Here is a 26,285-nt window from a genome sequence, read left to right as displayed (position 1 = left end):
TCCGGTTTCGTGACCAGTACAGTTTGTCAGTCTTTCGTGTCCGGCAGCCTTACCTCGATATCAGGTTCCGAGTCATGCCAGCGGCCCTCCCAGGACACATCGGGCGAGGCACCGGGCCTTGGCGTAATGGTGATGGATATGGTTCCGAAACTGGTTGGTGCGGGACCAAACCGGATTGGCTTTTCCTGAGCCAGCCAGCGCGGAGGAATACCGGCCCCGAGAATGAGGCGATCACCTTCCTCCCGGACAAAGCAGTTACGCACCATTAACACCCACTCTGCGGACGCCCAGACATGATGGCCATCGCCCATGCAGCCGCCGCCGGTCGCAGGATGGATCGCTTCCGGCCACTGTCCCGTTGGTGAGGCCAGCCCGGCCACCGCATCCACCAACTCCAGGAACCGCGGATCACCCGCGCGCAGCAGCACCTGCGCCACGTGCAGGGTCAGGTAGGCGTTCAGGCCCGAATGAATCATGTCCTGATAGAAGGCGCCTTTCACAAAGCATTTTTCGAGCAGAAACTCGACGCAGTCGAGCAATCTGCGATCATCCGGTTCACACAATTGCGTGGGATATCCCATCGCCAGAGAGCCGATGGCGCCGGCATCCAGACGGCGATAGGGCGAAGCTGGCATTCCCGGTCGCTTCAGTCGCTGCTCGCAGGTTGCCAGGCTGCGGTCAACGGTCTGGCTGAACTCACGGGCACCGGCACCGAAATGCTCACTGGTTTCCCGGTCAACCGGGGCAAGCATTGCTTCCGCCGCCTTGAGGCCGGCAATGCCCCAGAAATCGTCCCAGTAGTAATAATCATTGGGCCCCAGGTGCTCGGCACTGAATCCGGCGGGCAGCAGACCGGCATGGGGCTCATCAATAGTGTCGCTGAGACGTTTGTTCTCGATCCAGCGGGCGCCCTTGCGCACGGGCTCCTGCCATTCATGGTGCAGCGGCCGACCGGTCAGTTCATGGAACCGTCTGAGAATCCAGAGCACCTCACCGTTGGCGTCCCACTCCCCTTCCTGAGAGCGGAAATAGCCGCTTTTGAGTTGTCGTGCCGGAAACTGGTAAAGCGCTCGCTCGGCCCGGTCGGTCAGACCTGCGCATAGCAAGGCATGGATGATGAAGGCGGCATCGCGAAACCAGAACCGTTTGTAGGTGTAGGGCCCGGGGTAAACATCTTCGGGAGAATGAAGCACCAGTGAGTGAATAGCCGCCTGATAGAGAAACTGCCAGTTCTCGTCCGGACACTCCAGCCGGGCGTACTCCCCAATGGCGCTGTCCCAGCCATCCGAACCGATGGTCGGCGCCGACTCATCCTTCAGCGGAATCCTTACCGTCAGTTCCGACTCTTCGCCGGCCTGAAGCGCGAACAGAGCCGCGGCTGTCACCATTCCGACATCGCATTCGCCCCGGCTCTGGTCTTCCTTATCCTGCAGGTGAATGCGAACATCGCCCCGGCGATAGTCTGACACGTGATGGCTTTCCGCGGGTCGACTGAAAAAGACCGCCTGCCGGCCATCCACGCTCCATGCATCACGTTGGCCTGACAGGCCAACCCGATTGATAAAACTGATCCCCTCGGGGTTGGCCGGACGCAGCGAAAGCACCAGTGACCCGGATGTCTCCGACCGCGCCTTCAGGACCATCTCACACACCGGCCGGCCCTTTTCCACCACCACCCGGGAACGACTGGTCAGGCTCAGACCGTTCAATTCGGATTCGGTCACGACACAGGGGCCATCCTCGAATTCCTGGCGCTGCCGGGCCGTGTTGCTTCGAGAAGGTAAAAGACATCGGCCGTCGTCCGCCAGGACCCAGGCATCCAGTGACCAGCCGTCGTGGAACGGCGTCAGCAATCCACGGGGATCCACAACCGGCAATTCATCCACATCCGGCTGGCCAATCGCCGTCCAGTTGCGGTTACTGAGGTTGATATGAGTGATCGAAAATGCGCGGGGAATGAAGGCCGGATCCATAGGGTCAAACTGACGCTCTACCCAGTAGGGCCAGACCCAGTCCAGGTTGTGCTGGATAACACGGCTGTTGATCAGCCCCCGAGCGTGGAACACCACGCCGGCTCGAAGCAGCTCGATGGGCTCTCCGACTTCCGATGGCTGGGCAAAACTGTGCAGCTTACCGAGCAGCGCAATCGGATCCAGGAAACCATGACGATGGGCAACACGCTTAACCACATAACGCCAGGGCAGCCACTTCATCCAGCTCATTCGTTTGCCTCCTGTTCCTTTGGTTCGGTTTCAACTTTGTAACGGGCCAGGGCCCGGCGCGCGAGACGATTGAGAAACACCACGGCCAATACCGTGCCTACGAAACCGGCACCGTAGATGGCCCACTCCAGGGGCGTACGGCCGGTTTCCCGCACCCCCAGCGTAGAAAGGTCGGCGGCCAGCGAACCCAGGTACACGTTGTGCAAGGAAAAGGGAATCACGCCCAGAAAGGTGCCGGCAACAAACCCGCCGAAGGAAAAGTTGGTAAGACCGAACAGAAAATTGGACAGCTTGCCCGGAAAGAAGGGAATCAGACGGGTGAGCAGCACTATTTTCCACCCATGGGGCGCCATTTCATTGCTCACCACAGACAACCGGGCGCGACTGTGAATATAGACCCGGGCATGCTCGCCCAGAAAATGCCGGGCAATCAGGAAGGCGATGGCCGAGCCCAGGGTGGTGCCCACCACCACATACGCTGTGCCTTCCAGCACACCGAACACGAAACCGGCACCGGTGGTCAGCAGCACTCCCGGCAATAGCAGCACCATGGCAAGCACCATGATGCCAATAAACAGGAAAGCCGCCCACGCGCCCTGGGTATCGAACCAGCGCAACAGGTCAACCACCTGCTGATGAACCCCGAACGCGTAGAGCAGACCGACTATCAGTCCGACACCGGCTATGCTGCCGCCCATCCACAGGAAGGGCGATTTCTTCCAGTTCCTCATGCCCACACCCTACCCTGTGAAGACGCCCGGGCTCAAAGTGCGGGCAGGCTCATCTCCGGGTCAGGCGCTGCTGAGAATCGACTGAAGCTTCTGAGTCAGGTCTACTGCCTCTGCGCCCAGCGGCGTGAGGTAGCCGCCGTCTTTCTGGCTGATCAGCCCCTTGGCGTGCAGGCTTTCGGCCGCCCTCACCGTCTCCGGGGCCGCCGAATGAGCATGTACCTTGAGCCCTTCCTGGGTGGAAGTAGAGGGAAACTGGCCCAGCAGATTGAGTTCGGCAAGATGATCAACAGAGAATGGCATGGCATTTCCTCGTATTATTGTCGGGGTTACCTTCAGCATAGCCGATTCACACCATGAAGCTTTCGAGAATTCTCAGCAACCAGAATGGCGTCAGTCGTCGTCAGGCCAGGCTCCTGATCGCCTCGGGTCGGGTTGCCGTGAATGACGTTGCCTGCGGGGATCCTGCTGCCGAAGTGGACCGCTTTTCCAGTGTGAAGGTCGACGGTGAGATCGTTCAAAAGGCGGAACCCGGCCATTACCTCATGCTGCACAAGCCGGCGGGCTTCCTGAGCGCCACCCTCGATCACACGCACACAACCGTGATGGAACTGGTAGCACCGGAACTGCGCGAAGATTTACACATTGCCGGACGGCTAGACCGGGCCAGCACCGGGCTGTTGATTCTCACCAATGATGGCCGCTGGTCTCGCCAGCTCACCGAACCGCGCATCAAGATCCCGAAAGTCTATCGGGTCTGCACCGCGTACCCGATTTCTCCGGACACGCCTCAACGATTCGCGGAAGGGATCTGGTTCGAGTATGAGCAACTCACCACCTCACCCGCTCAACTCGACCTGTTGGGCCCCTGCGAAGCCAGGGTGACCATCTACGAAGGCCGTTACCACCAGGTAAAGCGGATGTTTCATGCCGCCGGTAACCGCGTAACTGCGCTGCATCGGGAGCGAATGGGGAAGATCCGATTGGACGATTCCCTGGCACCCGGCCAATACCGCCCTCTTACTCCGGAAGAAATCGACTTGATGCAGGCTTGATCTGTCTCACGAGACTTTCGCACGCATCGACTATCCTTGTATGGCGTTCCAGAGAAACAGGGATGGTTCAGAGTAATGCCAAGCCAGACGAACGATTTTTATCCGCGGCCACTTCGTCACCTCAGCAGCTACCTCTCGGGGCTGGTGCAGGGAAAGCTATGGCTGAAGGTTTTGATCGGCATGTTCCTGGGTTTGATCACGGGCACGCTCCTCGGTCCCTCCGTGGGACTGGTGGAACCGGACACCGGCACCTTGATTGGCAACTGGCTGGCTTTCCCCGGGCAATTGTTCCTCGCCACGATCCAGATGATTGTGATCCCCCTGGTGATTGCCTCGGTAGTTCGCGGACTCGCCGCCAGCGAGGACCTGGAACAGCTGCGCAAGCTCGGACTGAGGGTAACCGGTTTCTTCGTAGTCACCACGGCCATGGCGGCATCGATAGGTCTCTGGATCGGCGACCTGATCAACCCGGGCAGGATGATGATGGGCCTTGGCACTCCGGCGGCAACACCCCAGGACAGCGCGCCGGTTGCCAGCATGCCTGGTGTCGACGAGCTGCCCAAGACCCTGATCGGCCTGTTACCGGGCAACCCACTGGACGCGATGGTTGAGGGCCAGATGCTCCAGGTGGTGATCTTCTCGATCATTGTCGGCATCGCCCTGGTAAGCATGGCCCCGGAAAAATCCAGGCCCATGCTGGACCTGCTCGACTCCCTCCAGCAAATCTGCATGACCGTTGTCCGCTGGGCGATGCGCCTGGCGCCGGTTGCTGTGTTCGGCCTCATGGCCCAACTGACAACCACGCTCGGATTCCGCGCAATGCTGGGCATGGCTTCCTATGTCGCAACCGTTATTGTGGGTTTGCTGGTGTTGTTGGGCGTTTACATGCTGATCCTGAAGCTCCTCGCTGGCCAATCCCCCGTTCGCTTTCTGAAAGACACGCGGGATGTGCTTTTGCTGGCCTTCTCCACATCCAGCTCGGCGGCCGTCATGCCCCTGTCCATCAGAACGGCCGAAGACAAGCTGGGGGTGCGGCCCTCAGTTTCCCAGTTCGTGATTCCCCTGGGTGCCACCATCAACATGAATGGCACGGCACTCTATCAGGCCGTGGCTACCATTTTTCTGGCACAGGTCTATGGTATTGATCTGAGTATGGGAAGCATGGCGCTTGTGGTTGCCATGGCCGTGGGCGCTTCAATCGGCTCCCCGGCCACGCCTGGGGTAGGCATTGTGATCCTTGCGATGGTACTCCAGACCGTAGGCATTCCGCCCAGCGGCATTGCGCTGATCATGGGCGTGGACCGGATTCTGGATATGTGCCGCACCGCGATCAACGTGACGGGAGACCTGGTGACCTGCCGGCTAATGGAAAATCTGGCGGGAAAGCGACTTCCGCCCGAACCAGTTCCCGAGGAAACTTAATGAGCGGACGGAAGTGAAATGCTCGACGTATTTCTGGATCAGATACTTTCAGAGCGCTTTCCGGTGTCCTCATCCAGCTCCTTTTCGGTGCTGTTCCATTGCTCTGAAAGCGCTTCATAGGCCTCGGAGAAACCCTTGCGAGCGCGCTCCCAGGCAGATGCAGAACTCTCTTTCAGTTCCTGGTACCAGTTTTGCACACGCGCTCTCTGTTCGCGCAGAGACTCCAGACTCTTCTGGGACCGTTCCCGAGCGGTGTCGCTCATATCGTCCCAGTTTTCGGAAAGCTGTTGTTCCAGTTCCTGGATACGTTTGTCCAGGGCAGACAGTGTTCTATTGATCGAGTCCTCGGCCTGCTCCTTCTGGTCAGAACCATACTCCTGGAGCGCCTCGCCCAACTCCCGGGTTTCCTGTTCAAGCGATTCCACGGAAGAATCCCCCGATGAGGTTTCGGCGAGAGTCGCCGCCGAAAACATGCCGGCAAAAGCAATCGCAAGCGCGTAAATCCAGTTTTTCATCTCTCAGTCCTCCAAATTCATCTCCGGACTGTAGCAGCGAGGTAAAGCCCATTGCACCTTAACTAAACCTAATACTGAGGCTCACCGCTTGCCTGAAAGCAGGCCCTCGACGACCGCATCGCACACCTGATCCTGGTTCAGGCCTTCGCCTTGCACGGTAAGATCCGCATATCGGGAATACAATTCAAACCGCTCTTCGAACAAGGCATCCAGCGATTGATCCGGCCTACGGGAAATACCCCGCATGCTGTGATCCCCTATTCGCTCAACAACCAGCTCGAGCGGGATATCAAGAAACACAATGGTGCCGTTGGCCTTGAGATGTTCCATGGCTCGGGCACTGTAGACCGCACTGCCTCCGGTGCTGATAACCTTGTGCTCCACATCCAGCTTCAGAAGCACCTGCTCTTCAATCCGCCGGAGGGCTTCGTAGCCGTCCTGGTCTACAATAGCCTGGAGGGTACGGCCGGCTTCTTCCTGGATCAGCAGATCGGTATCGACAAACCCGAGACCCAGACGCTTGGCCAGCAGAACACCCACTGTGCTCTTGCCGCTACCGGGCATACCGATGAGAACGAGGTTTCCTGTATCGGTCGGGTTAGCCATGACGCTTGCGTATGCCCCCTGCGGAGAATGAGAACTGGCTGGCAATAAATTCGAAAGGTAACATTTTTACGACAGAGCGCGCGCTTTATTCCGGCCCGCAAGCCCGTATAATTCAGGCAACGGCGGTTTTCAGAGAATACCTGAAGCCGGCCACCGACGGCATCTTTCGCGAGTGAGTAATGACCACCGGCAGATCACTTCTGATCCCATCAATAGCAGCTTTGGTGCTTGCTCTGTCAGCATCCGCTCTGGCAGATGGCATCAAGCGTATTGTGCATCCCGATGGCACCGTCGAATTCACCAACGTAAAAAATGCCGGCCAGCCCAGAGCCTCCAGCGGTAACGATACCGTCTACCGCTACACCGATGACAATGGCGTGATTGCATACAGCAGCGTCCAGCCAACCGCGGCTGAGTTCGACGTTATCCGTTTCCACTGTTACGCGTGCGACCCGGAGTCCAGCGTCGACTGGCGCAAAACGCCACTGTTCACCAAACCGTACCGCTCAGAAATTCAGACCGCAGCCCAGGAATACGGAGTTGATCCGGCTCTTGTCCGCGCTGTGATCCATGCCGAATCGGCATTCAATGAAAAAGCCCTGTCCCCGGTCGGTGCCCAGGGCCTGATGCAGTTGATGCCGGGCACGGCCGAAGAACTGGGTGTTCGGAACGCGTTGGCGGCTGCCGAGAATATCCGTGGCGGCGTCCATTACCTGGCCAAGATGCTCGACCGATTCAATGGCGACATCCGGCTGGCCACCGCCGCCTACAACGCGGGGCCCGGCGCCGTGAGCCGATACAAAGGCGTACCGCCCTATGCCGAAACAAAGGCCTACGTAGAAAGGGTTGGCATCCTTCACAAGCGCTATGCCGCGCTGTAGGCCCCTCAGAGGTCCGTTAATCAATGAACTTCAAGCGTCTGGAGACCTTCATCTGGGTTGCGACGCTGGGCAGCTTTCGCAAGGCGGCCGAGCACCAGCACACCACCCAGCCGGCCATTTCCAACCGTATTGCCGCGCTTGAGGACGAGCTTGGCGTCCGGCTGTTCGAGCGCGAATCCGGGCACAGCAAACTTACTAGCAAGGGGCAGGAACTCCTGCCCTACGCCGAGAAGATTGTTTTTATGGCCCAGCAGCTGCGCAAACGCGCAGACCGTGGAGCCTCTCTATCGGGTATTCTCAGGCTCGGGGTTTCGGAAACCATTGTGCACTCCTGGCTGCCGCGTTTTTTCCGGGAACTGCACGAAACGGCACCCAACCTGGATGTGGAAATCACCGTGGATGTCTCCGGCAACCTCCGGTCCGGTTTGCTGGACCGGAGCCTTGACCTTGCTTTTCTGATGGGCCCTGTATCAGAGCCAAAAGTCGAAAACCGGGCACTCTGTAGCTTCCCGCTGATCTGGGTGGCAAGCCCCGAGTTGAATCTGCCGAACAGGCTCCTGGACCTCAAAGAGCTGGCAGAATGGCCAATCATTACCTACGCCCGAAACACCAAACCCTTCGCGGAAATCAGCCAGAAATTCAGCGAGCTGGATGAACTGCCCGCACGTTTCTACTCGTCAAGCTCGCTCGCAGCCTGTCGGCAGCTGACTCTGGACGGCATTGGCATCTCCACGCTGCCACTGAGCGTAATCAAACATGAACTGGAAAGCGGCCGCCTGATCCAGCTCAATACCTCGTGGACGCCCTCAGAACTTGCCTTCACTGCGTCTTATTCCGGCACTCCTTTTAACCCGATTGCGGAGCTTGCAGCCAACCTTGGCGTGATGGTGTCCGACGAGTATGACCGGACCACACATCACAAAAAATTATCGGAAGATGTAAAAAACGATAATTAGACTTTTTCACCAACCGGTATACCCTGAAATTTAGTTGTAATAATCAATGTCAATCAGGGGTAACCGACATGCACACCGGTGCGTATTCCGAATTCAAAAACAGCGTGCTTGATCAGGCGTCCGAGTTGCGCGCCCGTATCCGGTCCGGAGCCCATACCGGCACCACAAGCGGCACGGCCAGCAGCCTGCTCCAGGGTAATGTCGTTATCCTGCCGTCCGAATGGGCCGGCGATTTTCTCCTATACTGTCAGAATAACCCGGTTGCCTGCCCCCTGATCGGCATGTCTCAACCCGGTGATCCCAGCCTCCCTGATCTGGGGCATGATCTGGATATCAGAACCGATGTGCCCGAATACCAGGTATTCCGGAATGGCGAGCGAGCAGAGACTGCCACAGACCTCAAACGCCTTTGGAGGGACGACCTGGTGACCTTTGTTCTGGGTTGCTCGTTCTCATTTGAAGATGCCCTGATCAGAGCCGGTCTCTCGGTGCGGAACGTGGACGAGGCACGGAACGTTTCCATGTTCCGTTCGAATATCGCTACCCGGCCTGCAGGCCCGTTCAGTGGCAACATGGTGGTCTCCATGCGTCCGTTCAACGGTACGGATGCGATTCGCGCGATACAGATTACCACACGCCTGCCCAAGGCCCACGGCGCACCGGTTCATATCGGTGATCCGTCACTTATTGGCATCCAGGACGTTAACAAACCTGATTTTGGAGATCCGGTAACGATCAGGCCGGGCGAGCTTCCGCTGTTCTGGGCCTGCGGGGTGACTCCGCAACTGGCTCTGGAGAATGCACGCCTGCCGTTTGCCATAACCCATGTACCGGGAAAGATGCTGCTTACCGAGCGGCTGAATGAAGAACTGGCGGTACTCTGAAGCCGCTGTTCAATTGAAACGATAAAAAAGCAGAAACACGGGAGATTCGTTATGTTCAAAAAACTCGCTACAGCCACCCTGGTTACCGGGGCGCTGCTGACCTCATCCGTTCAGGCCCAGCAATGGCACATGCCAACGCCCTATGGCGATGCCAACCTGCCCACCCAGATCGCCTACGGTTTTGCCGAGGACATCAAAAACGGCACCGATGGCGACATCACCATCACCGTTCATTCCGGTGCTTCCCTGGTAAAGCACCCGGAAATTCCCCGGGCAGTGAGAACCGGCCAGGTGCAGTTGGGTGAAATCTTCATCGGCATCATGGGCAACACCCACCCGGTGTTCAAACACGATAACATTCCGTTCCTGGCAACCAGCTTCGAAGACGCCAAGACACTCTGGGAAGCTGCCAAGCCGCAGATCGAAAAGCAGCTGGACAAGGAAGGTATGACCCTTCTGTATACCGTGCCCTGGCCGGCCCAGAGCCTGTACACCAAAAAGCCGGTTAATACACTTGCAGATCTCGAAGGGCTGAAGATGCGGGCTTACAGCCCCTCAACCTCGCGCCTCGCCGACCTGATGAACACCACCCCGACAACGGTTCAGGTTCCGGAGATTCCGCAAGCGTTCAGCACCGGCATCATCGACGCCATGATCACCTCACCGTCAACCGGTGCCAACGGCCAGGCCTGGGATTACCTCTCCCATTACACCGACATAAAGGCGTGGATTCCCAAAAACGTCGTCGTTGTTAACAAGCGCGCTTTCCGTCGCCTGAGCGATGAACAGCGCCAGGTCATCCTGGATGCAGCCGCCGCTGCCGAGGCGAAAGGCTGGGAAGGCGTTCGCAAGACCGCCGCGGAAGACACGGCCACGCTGGCTGAAAATGGCATCACCGTTTCCGAGCCTTCTGCTGAACTGATGGCCGAACTGGAGAAAATCGGCGACATCATGGTGAAAGAGTGGGAACAGGAAGCACCGGAGGAAGTCGGCGCTATTCTGTCCAACTACCGCTAAAAAGTTCACTCAACGGAAGCCTCCCGAGTGCTCGGGAGGCTGTTCCGGGAGGCATCCGTTATGAACTCTCTTCGAAAGAAATTTTATCTGGCATCCGGCTATGCCGCTGGCTTCTGCATAGCACTGATCATGGTCATTATTCTGGCCCAGATCGTCGGTCGGCTGTTCGGTTTTATCATCCCCTCAGCGGAAGACGTGTCCGGCTGGGCGCTCGCCGCATCCACGTTTTTCGGTCTGGCCTACACCTTTCATAACGGCGGTCATATTCGGGTAACCCTGGTGATCCAGAAATGGTCCGGGCGGCCACGCTTCTTTCAAGAGCTGATCGTGCTGATTTTCGGTTTCGGGCTCGCCTGCTACATGACCTTCTATTGCTGGCACATGGTCTGGGAATCCTACGTTTTTGAAGAGGTGTCCCACGGCTATATCCCCATCCCCATCTGGATACCGCAGGTTCCGGTGGCACTCGGAATGACGGCACTCAACATTGCCGTCCTGGATGATCTGGTGGGTATCCTTCGCAAGCGAACGCCCTCTTATCAGCAGCATGAAGACGAACTCAATCTGGAGGAAGTGTAATGGATATTGCGTTTCTCTCCATTGTCCTGGCGGTGTCGATGATTCTGATGCTCGCTGTCGGTGTCTGGGTGTCCCTGACACTCGTTGGCATCGGCGTTCTGGGCCTGTTGCTGTCTGGCAACGATCAGATCGGGCTGCTGTTCGCAACGTCGAGCTGGGGCGCCAGTACCAGTTGGTCCCTGACGGCTCTGCCCATGTTTATCTGGATGGGCGAAGTCCTGTTCCGTACCCGACTGTCCGAGGATCTGTTCAAGGGTCTGGCCCCCTGGATGGGCGGGCTGCCCGGCAAACTTCTTCATGTGAACATTCTGAGTTGTGGCATCTTCGCGGCGGTTTCCGGTTCATCCGCGGCCACTGCTGCAACCATTGGTCGAATGACCCTGCCGGAACTGAAAGCACAGGGTTACAGTGACAAGATGGCGGTGGGCACCCTGGCCGGTTCCGGTACCCTTGGCCTGTTGATTCCGCCCTCCATCATCCTGATCGTTTACGGCGTGGCCGCAGAGGTTTCCATTGGCCGCCTGTTTATCGCCGGCGCCCTGCCCGGCCTGATGCTGGTCGCCATGTTTATGGGCTACACCATGATCTGGGCGAAGCTCAATAAAGACGAACTACCGACCACCAAAAAGGAAAACCTGGCGTTCTCGGTCAAGATCAAAGCGCTGAAGATGTTGCTGCCGATCGTTGGCCTGATCATTTTCGTGCTGGGTTCCATCTATACCGGCTTCGCCACCCCGACCGAGGCAGCCGCCCTGGGCGTTTTTGGCGCCCTTATCATCGCGGCCGCAACCGGCTCTCTGAGCGTTCAGAGTTTCCGCGACAGCCTGCTGGGCGCGGTAAAAAGCTCCTGCATGATCGGCCTGATTCTCGTCGGTGCACACTTCCTGACCCTGGCCATGGGCTTCCTGGGCATTCCACGGGAACTGGCCTCCTGGATCGGCAGCATGTCCCTTTCACCGTTTGAACTTCTGATAGGCCTGACTGTGCTGTTCGTTCTCCTCGGCTGCTTCCTTGATGGGATCTCAGTCGTGGTCCTGACTGTCGCAGTGGTTATGCCGATGGTTCAACAGGCCGGCATTGATTTGCTCTGGTTCGGGATCTTTATTGTACTGGTGGTAGAGATGGCACAGATCACGCCGCCAGTGGGCTTCAACCTGTTCGTCATCCAGGCCCTGACCGGCAAGGACATTCTCTATGTGGCCCGGGCAGCCTTGCCGTTCTTCCTGCTGATCATGGCCGCGCTGTTTTTGATCGGCTGGTTCCCGGAGATTGTCACTTACCTGCCCCAGACCATGAGCCAGGGATGACGCGGGCAACAACGTTTTTTGGAGGTACACAATGAAACTCAACTGCGATATGGGCGAGAGCTTTGGCACCTGGACCAAGGGTATGGATGCCGAAGTCATGCCCTACATTGACATGGCCAGTATTGCCTGCGGGTTTCATGCATCCGACCCGCTGACCATGGACCATACGGTGAAGCTGGCGCTGGCCCAGAACGTGACCATTGGCGCCCACCCCGGCTACCCGGATCTGCTAGGGTTCGGTCGCCGGGACATGGATTGCCGGCCGGACGAGCTCAAGGCCATTCTGGTTTACCAGATGGCGGCGCTGAACGGGATCTGCCAGGTGCACGGCACCTCCATCTCCTATGTGAAGCCCCATGGCGCGCTGTATAACCGGATGATGGTCGATAACACCACCCTGTCCGTGGTGATGTCGGCGGTTCGTTCCTATGCCCCACAATGCCCCCTGGTGGTCATGGCGACGCCGGACTGGCGGCAGGTCAAGGACCGGGCAGACGAGTACGGTATCGAGGTCTGGTTCGAGGCTTTCTCTGATCGCGCCTACAGCGACGAGGGCCGACTGGTAAAACGGTCAGTGCGCGGTGCCGTTCACGAAACCACGGAAGCCATCGAGGCGCAGGTTACCCAGATTATCCAGGACGGAACGGTCACCTCGATTTCGGGCAAACGCATTCCGATCAAAGCGGATACCATCTGCATTCACGGCGACAGCTACCATGCCGTCGACGCTGCACGGCACATGCGACAGGTTGTGGAAGCGCTATGAGGATCGAGTCGGTCAACGAAAACACCTGCATGGTTTATTTTGGCGACCAGATTGGTGCGGAGTCTGCCGGCCTGGTGAAACAGGCCACCGACCGGCTCCGGCGCGATATGTCAGACCTGATCATCGACCTGGTGCCGTCTTACACGTCGATCCTGCTGACCTGGGATCTGGAGCAGGCAGACCGGTTTGCCATGGCCCGCAGGGTGCGCTCAGCGATCGACTCCGACGACCATGGCTCCACCGGGGAGGGTGCTGCCCGTATTGTCGAGCTTCCCGTCTACTATGATCCGGAAGTGGGTCTGGATCTTGAGGATGTCTGCGAGCATGCCGGCCTGTCACGAGACGAAGTCGTTCGCATTCACAGTGAACAGCTTTATCAGGTCTACGCCATCGGCTTCGCTCCGGGCTTTGCCTATCTGGGAAGCACCGACGAACGGATTGCCATTCCACGGAAATCCACGCCCCGATTGAAAGTCCCTACCGGCAGCGTTGGCATCGCGGGCACTCAAACCGCAATCTACCCGAGCTGCACGCCCGGTGGCTGGCAGATCATTGGCCGCACACCGCAGAAAATGGTTGATTGGGACAGCGACTCCCTGGCGCTGGTACAGGTCGGCGATCAGGTGCGCTTTCGCGCCATCAGCCGGGACGAATTTCTCGAGCTGGGAGGGAAGGTCGATGAGCTTTGACGTCCTCGAAGCCGGAATGCTGGCCCTCGTCCAGGACGCTGGCCGCTACGGCTACCAACATATGGGCGTGACCACCGGCGGCCCCATGGACGAGTTCGCGTTTTTCTGGGCAAACCGCCTGCTGAACAACGATCTCAATGCCCCCCAGATCGAAATCACTTTTGGCCGGTTCAGCCTGAAGGCAAACCATGATGCCTGCATTGCCATTACCGGCGGCGACCTGGGCGCCAGGATCAACGATCGAGCCATTGCGCCCTGGCGCACCCATCACATCAGCAAAGGCGACCGGTTGGATTTTAGCGCGCCGGTGAGCGGCCTGCGGGCCTACCTGGCGGTCAGTGGTGGGTTCAGGCCCGCGATGAAACTGGGCAGTTGCGCTACCGTGGCCCGGGAGGGCCTGGGCGGTCTCGATGGCAAAGGCGCGAAACTGGCCAAGGGCGATAAGCTGGAGTTCGACCAAAATGCCCCCTTTGTTGAGGCGTTTCTTCTCGAGCCGGAAATTCCCGATTATCAACAGCACCTGCGCCTGGGTCTGATTCCCGGCTATCAGTATCAGAGCTTCCCCTCGGTTCAACGGATGAAATTTTTCTCGTGTGAATACGAAATCAGCCAGAACATCGACCGCATGGGCTATCGTCTGAAAGGCGATGCCATCCATTCGGATCTGGACGGGATTGTGTCGGAGGGAATTGCCTATGGCGCCATTCAGGTTCCGAAAGATGGCCAGCCAATTGTTCTGATGAAAGATCGGCAAACCATCGGCGGCTATCCGAAAATCGGCTGCCTGAGCGCACTGGATGCGGGGCTTCTGTCCCAGAGGGGCCCGGGATCATCGGTCAGCTTTTTCCTCTCGGACGTTGCCGAGGCCGAAGGCCGCCGAATGCTGTTTAACCAGCGACTCAAAACAGGCGCGCCCGGCGTCAGCACTACCTGACGCCGGGCGCGTTTGGCACCGATTGTCGCCGCTTATTCGGAGGCGGCAATCAGGCTGGCGTTACCGCCCGCTGCGGTTGTGTCGACACACAGGTGGCGTTCGATCACGAAACGCTGATCCAGGGTGTGCTCTGTGATCAGCGGCAGCAAGGCGCCATCACGCTTGGCCAGTGCCTCGCGATAGGCTTTAAGCAGGGGTTGTTCGCCGCAGCTGACCACCGCCTCGAAGCCATCGACGGATGCCAGTGCGTCCGGCTCCAACAGCCCCTCGGCGCCCACAATCGGCAGCCCGGCCTTGTTCGCCTGATCGACCAGATCCTGAGTGCCCGGTGCGATCACCACCACCTTGTTGCCCTGTGACAACGCGGTGCCGGCTTGCTCCAGCGCGGTTTCCTTGTCCGGTCCCAGACACAGCACGACACCACGCGCATGGTTGGACAGCCGGTTGGTCTCACCCGTTGGCCCGGGCAGGGCCTCAACATGAGCGTCCAGCGGCTCTGGAACATTGCCGAAGATGGGCCGGATAGCGTCCATACGAGCTTCCGGCCTGGACGCCTTCAGTTTGTCGAGCTGGCCAATCAGTTTCTGCAACTGCTTGGCGTCCACCTTCTTCGCGCTGGAATCCGCTTCGCGCTCAACCGTTTTACCTTTCAGGAAACGACGGACGTACTGCGGACCACCGGCCTTGGGTCCCGTACCTGAAAGACCCTCACCGCCGAATGGCTGGGAGCCCACGATGGCACCGATCTGGTTGCGGTTTACGTAGGTGTTGCCCACCTTGATCCGGCTGGTAATACGCTCTACGCGGCGATCAACACGGCTGTGGATGCCAAACGTCAGGCCGTAGCCCTTGGCGTTGATATCGTCCACCACCTTGTCGATGTTCTTCGCATCGAACGTGGCCACATGCAGCACCGGGCCGAAGATTTCCTCTTCCAGCTCTTCAATCCCGCTAACACTGAGAACCGCCGGCGAAACAAACAGCCCTTTCTCGGGTACCTTCATCTTTTTCAACAGCTTGCCGTTGCGCTCGAACTTCTCGCAATGGTCGACGATCTTCTTGCGGGCGTTCTCGTCGATCACCGGGCCCACGTCCGTGGACAGCAACCAGGGATCGCCGATGCCAAGCTCTTCCATGGCACCGTAGAGCATTTCCAGAAGACCATCGGCAATGTCTTTCTGCACGTAGAGCATGCGCAGGGCCGAACACCGCTGACCGGCACTCTGGAACGAAGACGCCAGCACGTCACGGACAACCTGCTCAGGTAATGCCGTGGAATCCACGATCATCGCATTCAGGCCGCCAGTCTCTGCCACCAGAGGCGCGTCCGGTGCCATATTCTCGGTCATCACTTTGTTGATGCGCTGGGCGGTAGCCGTAGAACCGGTGAAGCACACGCCGCTCACCCGCGAATCGGAGGTCAGGGCCGCACCTACGGTTGCGCCAGTACCCGGCACCAGCTGGATAGCATCCTTTGGAATACCCGCCTGATGCATCAGCTCCACCGCGCGAATGGCCAGCAAGGAAGTCTGCTCAGCCGGCTTCGCCACCACGGTGTTACCCGCCGCGAGGTTGGCCAGGATCTGGCCGGTGAAGATCGCCAGCGGGAAGTTCCAGGGCGAGATACAACACATCACGCCGCGGGCATCGCCGCTGTCTTTATAGCGAATAGCTTCGTTAGCGTAGTACTGGGAGAAATCGACCGCCTCACGGATCTCAGCAACCGCATCCAGCAGGGATTTGCCCGCTTCACGGGTAGTGAGGGCAAACAGCTCGGCGTAATTCTCTTCGTAAAGGTCGCCCACCTTACGCACGCAGGCCGCTCGCTCTTCAGCCGATTTGGCGGACCAGCTCTCGAACGCAGCAGCCGCTGAGGTAATCGCGGTATCCACATCGGCATCGGAAGCCTGGGTGACGTGGCCCACCAGATCGTCCGGATCGGCCGGGTTGCGCACCACCTGCACCTCGGTGCCGGCTACTTCACCGGCGATTACCGGTCCGCCCTTCCAGCGATAGTCCTTGTAGGCACCACGGCCCTTCTCGATCTCGTTGACCGTAACCGGATCGGTGATGTCCCAGCCCTTGGAGTTACGACGCTGATCGCCAAACAACTTGAACGGATGCACGATCGCCTTGCTGGAAATGTTGTTGCCCATTTCCTCAACGCTGACGATCGGATCCTTGGCAATCTCTTCCGGAGTGATGCGCTTGTCGACAATCTGGTTGACGAAGGAACTGTTGGCACCATTTTCCAGCAGACGGCGCACCAGGTACGCCAGCAGATCCTTGTGGGGACCAACCGGCGCGTAAATCCGACAGGGCACACCACTGACCCTCAGAACCTCGTTGTGCAGGGACTCACCCATACCGTGGAGGCGCTGGAACTCGTAGTTGTCGACTCCCTTGATCTTGGCCATTTCCAGAATGGCCGATACCGAGTGGGCGTTGTGGGTCGCGAACTGCGGGTAGATGCGGTTCGTCATATTCAGCAGTTTGGTGGCGCAGGACAGGTACGAAACGTCACTGCAGGCCTTGCGGGTAAACACCGGGAAGCCGTTGAGGCCCATGACCTGGGCGCGCTTGATCTCGGCATCCCAGTAGGCACCTTTCACCAGGCGCACCATGAACTTGCGATCGTACTTTTCGGCCAGCCCATACAGCCAGTCAAGCACGAACGATGAGCGCTTGCCGTAAGCCTGGACAACCACACCAAAGCCATCCCAGCCGGCAAGCTCCGGATCGGCGACCAGTTCCTCGATGACATCCAGTGACAGATCCAGCCGGTCCTGCTCCTCGGCATCGATGTTGAAGCCCATGTTCGCGGCCGCGGCCTTCTTCACGAGGGTGCGTGCCCGCGGGAGCAATTCGTTCATGACGCGCTCTTTATTCCCGTACTCATAGCGGGCGAGCAGCGCAGAGAGCTTGACCGAGATACCCGGATTCTTGCGGACATCGCCTTTGCTTGCCTTGGCAATGCTGTCGATGGCTGTGGAATACGCGTCGTAATAGCGCTTGGCATCATCATCGGTGCGGGCAGCTTCGCCCAGCATGTCGTAGGAGTAGGTGTAACCCTTCTCCATGTATTCCTTCGCCTCATCCTGGGCTTCATCGATATCGCGACCCAGAACGAACTGGCGGCCCATTTCCTTCATCGCCTGATTGGCCACAGTACGGATGACGGGCTCACCGAAGCGCTTTAGCAGTTTGCGCAGGGTTTCACCAACGGTGTTGCGCTCGGAATCTTTCAAGAGGTTGCTGGTCATCAACAAGGCAACGGTGGCGGTGTTGATCAGCCCAGAGGACGCCTTGCCCACGTGGGTGCCCCAGGCACCGGAGGTGATCTTGTCTTCGATCAGTTCGTGGATGGTGGTGTTGTCAGGCACGCGCAGCAGCGCCTCGGCCAGACACATCAGGGCAACGCCTTCCTTGGTGGTCAGGCCGTACTCTGCCAGAAACTTTTCCATGATCGTGGACTTGGCATTCTTGCGAACGCTGCGTACCAGTTCAGCGGCACGGGCGGAAATAGCATCGCGCTCGGCCTGGGACAACTGGGCACCGGCAATCATCTCGTGGATAACCTTGTGCTCGTCAGCGAGATAATAATCACGAATCGCCTGCCGGCTATCGACAAGCTCGGGCGTCTGTGATTGCTGCGGTCTCATAGTTGTACCCTCTTAGTTGTTTGTCTCTCCCGCATTCTACCGAGATCAACAAAGACAATTTCTCTATAAAATTCGGACAAGCACCCCATTAAGGCTTTTTTAGATAATGAAAATTTAATAATTTTCTTCCAAAACCTCAAAATTAGGGCATTTTGCCTCTCTTGGCTCCCTAAGCTGCTTTCATCGCCAGCTCTCTGAGGACACCATGCGCCACCGAGAAAACGGCGCAATCCACATCATTAGCGGCCTGCATGTCGTTCAGCATCCGCTCCCACCGGCCCAGTAACATCTGCTTGTCTCTGCGCCAGGCCTCGAGGCGTTGTTCCGGCGTTCCTTCGCCTTCGACAGGCTCGGAGAACACGCTGAACGTCAGGTTCCGCAGCTGGTGGTCCAGCTCATCCCGAAAATGAATGGTCGCCAATACCTGCCAGTGGCCATTCGCCCGGAACGCCCGCATCTGCCGGTCAAGCCAGGTCAGATTCAGACTCTCGCCGAGCGTGAAGTAGACCCAGGCCACCGATTCCAGATCCTCCCCCAGCTGACGGGCAATCTCGATCATGTCCATCAACCAGTAGCGGCTTTCTGCGGATGCGCACCACGCCGCCAGGTCCTCGGGAACCTTCCGCTCACAGTATTCAGCATAGCGGTCAAACCACCGACTTGCAGGGATCACCGATTCAAGACGGCTCCTGGAAGCCAAAACATCGGCCATCGGCGCCCGGTAATGATCAATGCAGGACACCGGGTCCAACGCCTGCCGACGGTTCTGCAACAGCCAGCTGGTACTGCGGGTGACCAGGCGAACCGCATCGGCGAAAAGATCTGCCTGAACGGCTGCACTGACATTTCCATCCAGTGATTCCATGGCCTCCCAATGGGCGTCTACGTCATGGATTCGCAGGGAGATCAGGTAGGCCGCGGCGATCCGGCCGGCATCTGCCCCCGTGGCACTGCGAATACGGTCGAACCAGGTAATGCCCATCCGGTTCACCATATCGTTGGCAATTTGCGTGGCCGAGATCTCGGCCCGCAGAGGATGAGACTCGACCGCTTCCGGGAAGGCGGCCAGCAGGGAGGCGGGGAAGGCGGAATGCAGCGCCGAATTAAAACGCTTGTCTTGCACGATGGGCGACGCGACCAGCGCCTGCTTCAGTTCAATCTTCGCGTAGGAAACAAGCACCGCCAGCTCCGGCCGGGTCAGGCCACCACCCTGATCGCGGCGGGCCTGAAGTTCCTCGTCAGAGGGCAGAAACTCAAGATCACGGTCCAGCTTGCCCTCGGCTTCAAGCCTGCGCATCAGGCGATCATACTGGTCAGCGGTGGCAACCGCCGGATTCTGCGCCAGGCTGAGCGCCATGGCCTGCCGGTAATTGTTACGCAGAACAAGCTCGGCCACTTCCGGCGTCATCGCCCTGAGCATCCGGTTGCGCTCTGGAAGCGACATCAACTGCCGATGCACCAGATCGTTGAGCAGGATCTTGATATTTACCTCGTGGTCCGAGCAGTCAACACCACCGGCATTATCGATAAAATCGCTGTTGACCGAGCCACCGCGGCGGGCAAAGTCAATCCTGGCCTTCTGGGTAACACCCAGGTTGCCGCCCTCCCCGAGGGCTTTGCAGCGCAGTTCGGTACTGTCGATGCGCAAAGCATCATTTGTCTTGTCACCCACATCCTCATGGGACTCCGAGGGCGATTTCACGTAGGTGCCAATGCCACCATTCCAGAGCATGTCTACGGGCGCTTTCAGAAGAGCGCTGATCAGGTCCGCTGGCGACAGCGTCCGGGCCTTGATACCAAGCACCTTGCGCATCTGAGCAGATACCTGAATGGATTTCATGGAGCGCGAAAAAACACCACCGCCGTCACTGATCAACCCGGTGTCATAATCGGCCCAGGAGGGGCCTGGCAGGCCGAAAAGCCGCTGTCGCTCACGAAACGATGCCGCGGCATCCGGATTCGGATCAATAAATATGTGCTGGTGGTTGAACGCACCGACCAGGCGAATCCGGTCCGAGAGCAGCATGCCATTGCCAAACACGTCGCCCCCCATGTCACCGATCCCGACCACGGTGAACTCATCCGCCTGGGTGTCCGTGCCTTTTTCCAGGAAATGCCGTTTCACCGACTCCCAGGCGCCCCGGGCGGTAATACCCATTTTCTTGTGGTCATAGCCCTCACTGCCGCCGGAGGCAAAGGCATCGCCCAGCCAGAAGCGGTACTCGGCAGCCAATGTGTTGGCTATATCGGAAAAGGTGGCCGTACCTTTGTCGGCGGCGACCACCAGATAGGTATCATCGCCGTCGTATCGAACCACATTTTTCGGCGGCACCACCTGGCCGTTGTCGAGGTTGTCCGTGATGTCGAGCAGCCCCCTGATGAAGGTCTGATAGCAGGCAACGCCTTCCTCCCGCAGAGCCTCCCGTGAGCCGTCCCGTGGCGGCTGCTTCACCACAAAGCCACCTTTGGCACCGGCGGGCACAATCACCGAGTTCTTCACCTGCTGGGCTTTCACCAGACCAAGGATCTCCGTGCGGTAATCCTCTATGCGATCAGACCACCGGAGCCCGCCTCTTGCCACCGGCCCGGAGCGCAGGTGCACGCCTTCAATACGGGGCGAATAGACAAAAATCTCGAATTTCGGGGTGGGGCGCGGGATATCCGGGATGGAGGACGGATCCAGCTTGAGTGACAGGTAGGACGGAAACCCACCGTCCTCCCGGGCCTGAAAATAGTTGGTCCGGAGCGTTGCCCGGATCAGGGTAAAAAAGCGACGTAGAATTCGGTCGTCGTCCAGGCTTGCCACCGCCTCGAGGGCGTCGCGAAGCTCAGTTTCGATTCGCTCCACCTTCCCCTTGCGTCCTTTTATATCCGGCTCGAAACGGCTGAAGAAGAATGCAACAAGCCGCGAGGTGATCTCCGGATTGCGGGCCAGTGTCTCTGCAATAAAGGGCTGACTGAAACCGAACCGAATCTGCTTGATATAGCGGGCATAAGCCCTGATCAACGCGACTTCACGCCAGCTGAGACCGCACAGCATGATCAACTGGTTGAAATCATCGTTTTCAGCAAAGCCGTTCCATATCTCCCGGAATGCCGACTGGATCAATGGCCTGGCGGTGTCGAGATCGGCGGCACGGCACCGATCATGGAGCTCGACGGTAAAATCACTGACACCAAAGGTTTCGCCATCCCGTCGACGGACCCGATAGGGGTGCTCACCCAGAACACGCATTCCCAAGTTTTCCAGAATAGGGATCACGTCTGAAAGAACAACGGGCTGGCCTTCGCTGTAGAGTTTGAAGTGGAATCCGGTTTCGGCCGGGTCCCGCGGCTGGTAGAAGCGCATGGGGACATCGGTGCTCACGGCGATGGACTGGATCTGCTCGATATCAGCGAGTGCTTCCGATACCGGAAATCTTGCCCGGTAAGCCGAAGGGAAACCGCCGCTGAAAACCTGGGCATAGCGCCCGCCAATCGAGTCGCCGAAACTCCGAACCAGTTCACCATGCAAGTCATCGTCCCAGGATCGGGACTCTTCGACCATTCTGGCCACAAGCTCCCGGAGTTCGAGGGAGTCGTCGTTGTCGGCGGCCTGATTCTGGAGGACATCGGCAAGCTGTTCCAGCAGGGTTTGTTTTTGTAATGCGCGGGAATCGGTCATCGAAACTCTCCGGACTTGGTCAACGTTCTTACTGGACTAATGGAACTACCAGTATACGCAAGCCCAGAAAGTCACTTGGACCATATAGTTTCGGAATAGAGGAGTTTCGATTATATTTGCCACATGATTTAGCCGTTAATTCAACCTGGGACAGACAACATGGCCGATTTGGATCGAATAGACCAATCCATTATTCGCGAGCTGCAGAAGAACTCCCGAATCACGGTAACCGAGCTTGCCTCTCGGGTGGGTCTCTCCAAAACGCCGTGCCAGGTGCGGATGCGCCGGCTTGAAGAACACGGATACATCACCGGGTACACAGCCCTGGTGAATCAGACCAAACTCGGCCTCAGCCACATCGCCTTTGCCCAGGTTACCCTGAACGACACCAGCAGCAGCGCTCTTACCGCGTTCAACAAGGCCGTTCAAAACGTCTCGGCGGTCGAGCAATGCCACATGATTGCCGGCAACTTCGACTACCTGTTGAAAGTCAGGACCCGCAACATGCAGGAGTACCGGCAGGTTCTGGGGGAGGAAATCTCTGCCCTGCCCCATGTGCTGCAGACCAGTACATTTGTGGTGATGGAGAACGTGAAAGACGCCGGCCTGTAGAGGATTCCCCAGACGCCGGCGCTGGCAGTCACTCAGACTGCTCGTATTTAGGCTTGTACCCGCTGGCGTCCACACGGGCCCGGTCGGGCTCGGCTTCCTCCAGTGGCTGGACTTCCTGCAGACTGGCGAGGGAACGAAGCGTCAGTCGCTGGTATTCTTCGGTGCCCTTCTTCTTCCAGGCAATCTCCTTGTCGCTGAGCGTCCGCATCACTTTGGCTGGAGAACCAACGATCAGTGAGCCTGGCTCGCAGGTAAACTTTGCCTTTACGAAAGCGCAGGCGCCTACGATAGAGCGCGGCGCAATATGGGCCTCGTCCATTATCACCGCATTCATTCCTACCATGGCATCCTCGCCGACAATGCAGCCGTGGAGAATCGCCCCGTGCCCGACATGGCCATTCTTCTCGACCACCGTGTCCATGCCCGGGAAGGCATGCATCACGCAGGTATCCTGGACATTGGATCCCTGCTTGAGAACGATCCGACCGAAATCCGCACGCAGTGAAGCCGCCGGGCCCACGTAACAATCCGGGCCAATCCACACATCGCCAATCAGAACGGCTGTGGGATGCACATAGGCAGACGGGTGAACGACGGGAACAACGCCTTCTATACTGTAGCTGGGCATAGCGATCTCCTGGTTGGCAGGGCCCTGCAGCGTTCCGGGATACATCGGAGCAAAACGTGGGACCCGAAAAGTCATTGTGATTCATTTTCTGTATCACATTATCCTTTTCCTGGAGCTTTTTCATAGCCTGCAAGCTGTTTCCAGGGCAGGATTCAACGCTATTCTCCGGCCAACACAAAAGATCTTGATAATTTTTATCGACTTTTCAGCAACATAGAAATTCCACGCTGCCACACTGGACTAAAGTGATACAAAACATGGACAGCACAATCCTTGACGAGTATCAATTCTAAGATATACTCATTTTCCACGATCGATAGCACCGTGCCGATCAAGGACACCTTTCACGCTATCCCCCTACAACAAACAACAGGACAACACCGCCATGACTCAGCCGAGCATTCTTCTTGAAATCGATCAGGGCGTGGCTCTGCTTACCCTGAACCGTCCGGACAACCTGAACAGTTTCAATGTCGAAATGCACGAACGCATGCGCGATGCCATCAGCACCGTGCGCAAGGATGAGTCTGTCCGGGTACTGGTCATCACCGGCTCTGGCCGGGGCTTTTGCGCGGGTCAGGACCTCTCCGACCGCAGCGTCTCTCCGGATCAGGAAATGCCGGACCTCGGCGCTTCCCTTGAGAACTACTACAACCCGCTGATGCGCAGCCTGCGGGATCTGCCAATGCCCGTTCTGTGTGCCGTGAACGGTGTAGCTGCTGGCGCAGGCGCCAACATTGCCCTGGCCTGCGACATCACCCTCGCCGCCCGCTCAGCCAATTTTGTTCAGGCCTTCTGCAAACTGGGGCTGGTACCTGATTCCGGCGGCACCTGGACGCTGCCCCGCGTGGCGGGCATGGCCCGTGCCAAAGGCATGGCGCTTCTGGGCGACAAGATCAGTGCAGAACAGGCCGAAAACTGGGGCATGATCTGGCGCTGTGTCGACAACGAGCAGCTCATGGACGAAACCATGAAACTGGCCCGTCATTTTGCGACCCAACCGACCAAGGGCCTCGCACTGATAAAACGGGCACTGCATGCCAGCGCCAGCAACACGTTCGAAGAGCAGATCAACCTGGAGCGCGATCTGCAGCGCATGGCTGGACAGACCGAAGACTACCGTGAAGGCGTTGCCGCCTTCATGGAAAAACGCACTCCGAACTTCAAGGGGAAATAAGCCATGCCGGCACTGGACACCCAAACCAAAGTTGCCGTCGTTGGGGCCGGAGCCATGGGCTCTGGCATTGCCCAGGTGGCCGCACAGGCTGGCCATCAGGTTTACCTGCACGATCAGAGAGAAGGCGCAGCCGAAGCCGGACGTGACGGTATCGCCAAACAGCTCCAGCGTCGCGTCGACAAGGGCAAGATGCAGCAGCAGGAGCTGGATGATGTGATCGGCCGGATTCAACCAGTCGCGAAATTGGATCAAGTAGCCGATGCCGGACTGGTGATCGAGGCCATCATCGAAGACCTTCAGATCAAACGTCAGTTGCTGGCCAATCTTGAAGACCTGTGTGCCGGCGATGCGATCCTGGCCACCAACACCTCCTCCATTTCAGTGACCGCCCTCGGCGCTGAAATGAACAAACCCGAACGCCTGGTGGGTATGCACTTCTTTAATCCGGCGCCCCTTATGGCATTGGTTGAGGTCGTTATGGGTCTGGCCACCAGCAAAGCCGTTGCCGACACCATCCATGCCACGGCAACTGCCTGGGGCAAGAAGCCGGTTTATGCGACATCGACTCCCGGCTTTATCGTCAACCGCGTAGCCCGTCCGTTTTACGCAGAGAGCCTTCGCCTGCTCCAGGAGCAGGCCACCGATGCCGCCACGCTGGATGCCATCATCCGCGAAGCGGGCCAGTTCCGCATGGGTGCGTTTGAGCTGACCGACCTGATCGGACACGACGTCAATTACGCGGTTACCAACTCTGTGTTCAATTCCTATTACCAGGACCCGCGCTTTCTGCCTTCACTGATCCAGAAAGAACTGGTGGAAGCCGGTCGCCTGGGACGCAAGAGCGGCCATGGTTTCTATCCCTATGGCGAGAATGCGGAGAAGCCGCAACCAAAGACCGAGCCGGCACATCAATCCGATGAATCCGTGGTCATCGCCGAAGGCAATCCCGGTGTCGCTGCACCGCTGCTTGAGCGACTGAAGGCTGCCGGCCTGACCATTATCGAGCGCGACGGCCCGGGCCAGATTCGATTCGGCGATGCCGTACTGGCGCTCACCGACGGAAGAATGGCAACCGAGCGCGCGGCCACCGATGGTATCGCCAATCTGGTGCTGTTCGACCTGGCTTTTGATTACAGCAAAGCAACCAGGCTCGCCCTGGCGCCCGCCGACCAGACGTCCGAGGCAGCGGTTTCCTGTGCCTGTGCTTTACTGCAGAAAGCGGGTATCGACGTCAGCCTGATAGCTGATCGTCCCGGTCTGGTAATCATGCGGACCGTTGCCATGCTGGCCAACGAAGCCGCCGATGCCGCCCTGCACGGTGTCGCGACAGTCGCCGATATCGACCTGGCCATGAAAGCTGGCCTGAATTATCCCGACGGTCCCCTGAGCTGGAGCGACCGTCTTGGCGCCGGGCACGTGTTCAAGGTGCTCACCAACATCCAGAACAGCTACGCAGAGGACCGCTATCGCCCTGCCCTGCTGCTCCGTAAGAACGCATTTGCACAAAAGGGGTTTTATTCATGAGCGAGATGGACCCGCAAGTACTCGCCGAAGAATGCGCGAAAGCCATGTTCGCGCGGGACCGCGCCAGCCAGAAGCTGGGCATGAACATTGAATCTATCGGCCCCGGCAAAGCGGTTCTCACCATGACCGTGACCGGTGACATGATCCAGGGCCACGGCTCCTGCCACGGCGGCTATCTGTTTACCCTGGCTGATTCAGCATTTGCCTTTGCCTGTAACAGTTACGACCGGGCCACCGTGGCTTCCGGTTGCAGCATTGATTACATGTACGGCGCCAAAGAGGGCGACCAGCTGACCGCCACCGCCGAAGAACAGGCCCGCGGCGGCCGCACCGGCGTTTACGACATCACACTCACTAACCAGGACGGCCGCAAGGTTGCCCTGTTCCGGGGCCGCTCCTACGAGGTTCGTGGCACCGTTCGCAACTCGGAGGAAACTGCATGAGCACCGACAACACC

Annotated in this window: 23 protein-coding genes; 15 read left to right on the top strand and 8 right to left on the bottom strand. The window is 58.4% G+C overall.

The window, feature by feature from the left end; translation table 11 throughout:
• Nucleotides 1-26 precede the first annotated feature (26 nt).
• From WA411_RS10310 to WA411_RS10300, 3 genes are read right to left on the bottom strand one after another with little or no spacing between them, the layout of a single operon-like run.
• Entirely contained in the window at nt 27-2,222 is a 2,196-nt protein-coding gene (locus WA411_RS10310; RefSeq protein WP_291906176.1) for a hypothetical protein, read from the bottom strand.
• On the bottom strand, nt 2,219-2,953 hold the full coding sequence (locus tag WA411_RS10305; RefSeq protein ID WP_291906178.1) for a TVP38/TMEM64 family protein: 735 nt from the start codon (nt 2,951-2,953) through the stop codon (nt 2,219-2,221). The genes WA411_RS10310 and WA411_RS10305 overlap by 4 nt, the downstream gene beginning before the upstream one ends.
• Nucleotides 2,954-3,013: 60 nt before the next feature.
• Complete coding sequence (locus WA411_RS10300) at nt 3,014-3,253, bottom strand: TIGR02647 family protein (protein ID WP_069182895.1); 240 nt, start codon at nt 3,251-3,253, stop codon at nt 3,014-3,016.
• 53 nt (nt 3,254-3,306) lie between these two features.
• On the opposite strand from WA411_RS10300, the gene WA411_RS10295 reads away from it, so the two are divergent.
• Nucleotides 3,307-4,005 carry a pseudouridine synthase gene (locus WA411_RS10295; protein ID WP_291906181.1) on the top strand — a complete coding sequence of 233 codons (699 nt, stop codon included), beginning with the start codon at nt 3,307-3,309 and terminating at the stop codon, nt 4,003-4,005.
• 75 nt (nt 4,006-4,080) lie between these two features.
• The gene (locus tag WA411_RS10290; protein WP_291906183.1) at nt 4,081-5,427 is read left to right on the top strand and encodes a dicarboxylate/amino acid:cation symporter; all 1,347 of its coding nucleotides are present in this window, start codon (nt 4,081-4,083) and stop codon (nt 5,425-5,427) included.
• Between the two features lie 38 nt (nt 5,428-5,465).
• Here the strand turns inward: WA411_RS10290 and WA411_RS10285 are convergent, their stop codons facing one another.
• Both WA411_RS10285 and WA411_RS10280 read right to left on the bottom strand, forming a co-directional pair.
• Complete coding sequence (locus WA411_RS10285) at nt 5,466-5,942, bottom strand: hypothetical protein (RefSeq protein WP_136631430.1); 477 nt, start codon at nt 5,940-5,942, stop codon at nt 5,466-5,468.
• An 81-nt stretch (nt 5,943-6,023) separates the two neighbouring features.
• Complete coding sequence (locus WA411_RS10280) at nt 6,024-6,548, bottom strand: shikimate kinase (protein WP_291906186.1); 525 nt, start codon at nt 6,546-6,548, stop codon at nt 6,024-6,026.
• 179 nt (nt 6,549-6,727) lie between these two features.
• Between WA411_RS10280 and WA411_RS10275 the strand changes: the two genes are divergently transcribed.
• From WA411_RS10275 to WA411_RS10235, 9 genes are all read left to right on the top strand, one after another.
• Complete coding sequence (locus WA411_RS10275; RefSeq protein ID WP_291906188.1) at nt 6,728-7,429, top strand: lytic transglycosylase domain-containing protein; 702 nt, start codon at nt 6,728-6,730, stop codon at nt 7,427-7,429.
• 23 nt (nt 7,430-7,452) lie between these two features.
• Nucleotides 7,453-8,385, top strand: coding sequence for a LysR family transcriptional regulator (locus tag WA411_RS10270; RefSeq protein ID WP_136631432.1), 933 nt, complete (start codon nt 7,453-7,455; stop codon nt 8,383-8,385).
• Between the two features lie 68 nt (nt 8,386-8,453).
• Nucleotides 8,454-9,269: a putative hydro-lyase gene (locus WA411_RS10265; protein ID WP_291906190.1), complete on the top strand. Its 816-nt coding sequence runs from the start codon at nt 8,454-8,456 to the stop codon at nt 9,267-9,269.
• Between the two features lie 51 nt (nt 9,270-9,320).
• A complete protein-coding gene (locus tag WA411_RS10260; protein WP_136631434.1) occupies nt 9,321-10,286 on the top strand; it encodes a TRAP transporter substrate-binding protein in 966 nt (321 codons plus the stop codon).
• 60 nt (nt 10,287-10,346) lie between these two features.
• Entirely contained in the window at nt 10,347-10,865 is a 519-nt protein-coding gene (locus tag WA411_RS10255) for a TRAP transporter small permease (protein WP_136631435.1), read from the top strand.
• Entirely contained in the window at nt 10,865-12,172 is a 1,308-nt protein-coding gene (locus tag WA411_RS10250) for a TRAP transporter large permease (RefSeq protein ID WP_069182885.1), read from the top strand. Before WA411_RS10255 ends, WA411_RS10250 begins: the two co-directional genes overlap by 1 nt.
• A 31-nt stretch (nt 12,173-12,203) precedes the next feature.
• Nucleotides 12,204-12,938 carry a 5-oxoprolinase subunit PxpA gene (locus tag WA411_RS10245; RefSeq protein WP_291906193.1) on the top strand — a complete coding sequence of 245 codons (735 nt, stop codon included), beginning with the start codon at nt 12,204-12,206 and terminating at the stop codon, nt 12,936-12,938.
• Nucleotides 12,935-13,627, top strand: coding sequence for a 5-oxoprolinase subunit PxpB (gene pxpB, locus WA411_RS10240; protein WP_291906195.1), 693 nt, complete (start codon nt 12,935-12,937; stop codon nt 13,625-13,627). Before WA411_RS10245 ends, pxpB begins: the two co-directional genes overlap by 4 nt.
• Nucleotides 13,617-14,561 (top strand): biotin-dependent carboxyltransferase family protein, encoded by a 945-nt coding sequence (locus tag WA411_RS10235; RefSeq protein WP_291906197.1) that lies wholly within the window; start codon nt 13,617-13,619, stop codon nt 14,559-14,561. The genes pxpB and WA411_RS10235 overlap by 11 nt, the downstream gene beginning before the upstream one ends.
• Nucleotides 14,562-14,593: 32 nt before the next feature.
• On the opposite strand, the gene putA is transcribed toward WA411_RS10235, so the two are convergent.
• Both putA and WA411_RS10225 read right to left on the bottom strand, forming a co-directional pair.
• A complete protein-coding gene (gene putA, locus WA411_RS10230; RefSeq protein ID WP_069182881.1) occupies nt 14,594-18,223 on the bottom strand; it encodes a bifunctional proline dehydrogenase/L-glutamate gamma-semialdehyde dehydrogenase PutA in 3,630 nt (1,209 codons plus the stop codon).
• A gap of 169 nt (nt 18,224-18,392) precedes the next feature.
• Nucleotides 18,393-21,887 carry an NAD-glutamate dehydrogenase gene (locus WA411_RS10225; protein ID WP_291906199.1) on the bottom strand — a complete coding sequence of 1,165 codons (3,495 nt, stop codon included), beginning with the start codon at nt 21,885-21,887 and terminating at the stop codon, nt 18,393-18,395.
• Between the two features lie 159 nt (nt 21,888-22,046).
• Between WA411_RS10225 and WA411_RS10220 the strand changes: the two genes are divergently transcribed.
• On the top strand, nt 22,047-22,499 hold the full coding sequence (locus tag WA411_RS10220; protein WP_291906201.1) for an Lrp/AsnC ligand binding domain-containing protein: 453 nt from the start codon (nt 22,047-22,049) through the stop codon (nt 22,497-22,499).
• A gap of 28 nt (nt 22,500-22,527) precedes the next feature.
• Here the strand turns inward: WA411_RS10220 and paaY are convergent, their stop codons facing one another.
• Nucleotides 22,528-23,127 (bottom strand): phenylacetic acid degradation protein PaaY, encoded by a 600-nt coding sequence (gene paaY, locus WA411_RS10215; protein ID WP_291906203.1) that lies wholly within the window; start codon nt 23,125-23,127, stop codon nt 22,528-22,530.
• Between the two features lie 385 nt (nt 23,128-23,512).
• Here paaY and paaG point away from each other — a divergent pair, with 385 nt between their 5' ends.
• The 3 genes from paaG to paaI are packed head-to-tail and all read left to right on the top strand — an operon-like array spanning nt 23,513 to nt 26,271.
• Nucleotides 23,513-24,304 carry a 2-(1,2-epoxy-1,2-dihydrophenyl)acetyl-CoA isomerase PaaG gene (gene paaG, locus WA411_RS10210; RefSeq protein ID WP_136632088.1) on the top strand — a complete coding sequence of 264 codons (792 nt, stop codon included), beginning with the start codon at nt 23,513-23,515 and terminating at the stop codon, nt 24,302-24,304.
• 3 nt (nt 24,305-24,307) lie between these two features.
• Nucleotides 24,308-25,828 (top strand): 3-hydroxyacyl-CoA dehydrogenase PaaH, encoded by a 1,521-nt coding sequence (gene paaH / locus WA411_RS10205; protein WP_291906208.1) that lies wholly within the window; start codon nt 24,308-24,310, stop codon nt 25,826-25,828.
• Complete coding sequence (gene paaI / locus WA411_RS10200; protein WP_222465100.1) at nt 25,825-26,271, top strand: hydroxyphenylacetyl-CoA thioesterase PaaI; 447 nt, start codon at nt 25,825-25,827, stop codon at nt 26,269-26,271. The genes paaH and paaI overlap by 4 nt, the downstream gene beginning before the upstream one ends.
• Nucleotides 26,272-26,285: the final 14 nt, after the last annotated feature.

Source organism: Marinobacter sp. CH_CUG1437-1, assembly GCF_037029655.1.
In the GTDB taxonomy this organism is placed as follows: domain Bacteria; phylum Pseudomonadota; class Gammaproteobacteria; order Pseudomonadales; family Oleiphilaceae; genus Marinobacter; species Marinobacter salsuginis.
Note: the sequence above shows the minus strand (reverse complement) of the source record. Positions and strands in the feature narration are given on the sequence as shown.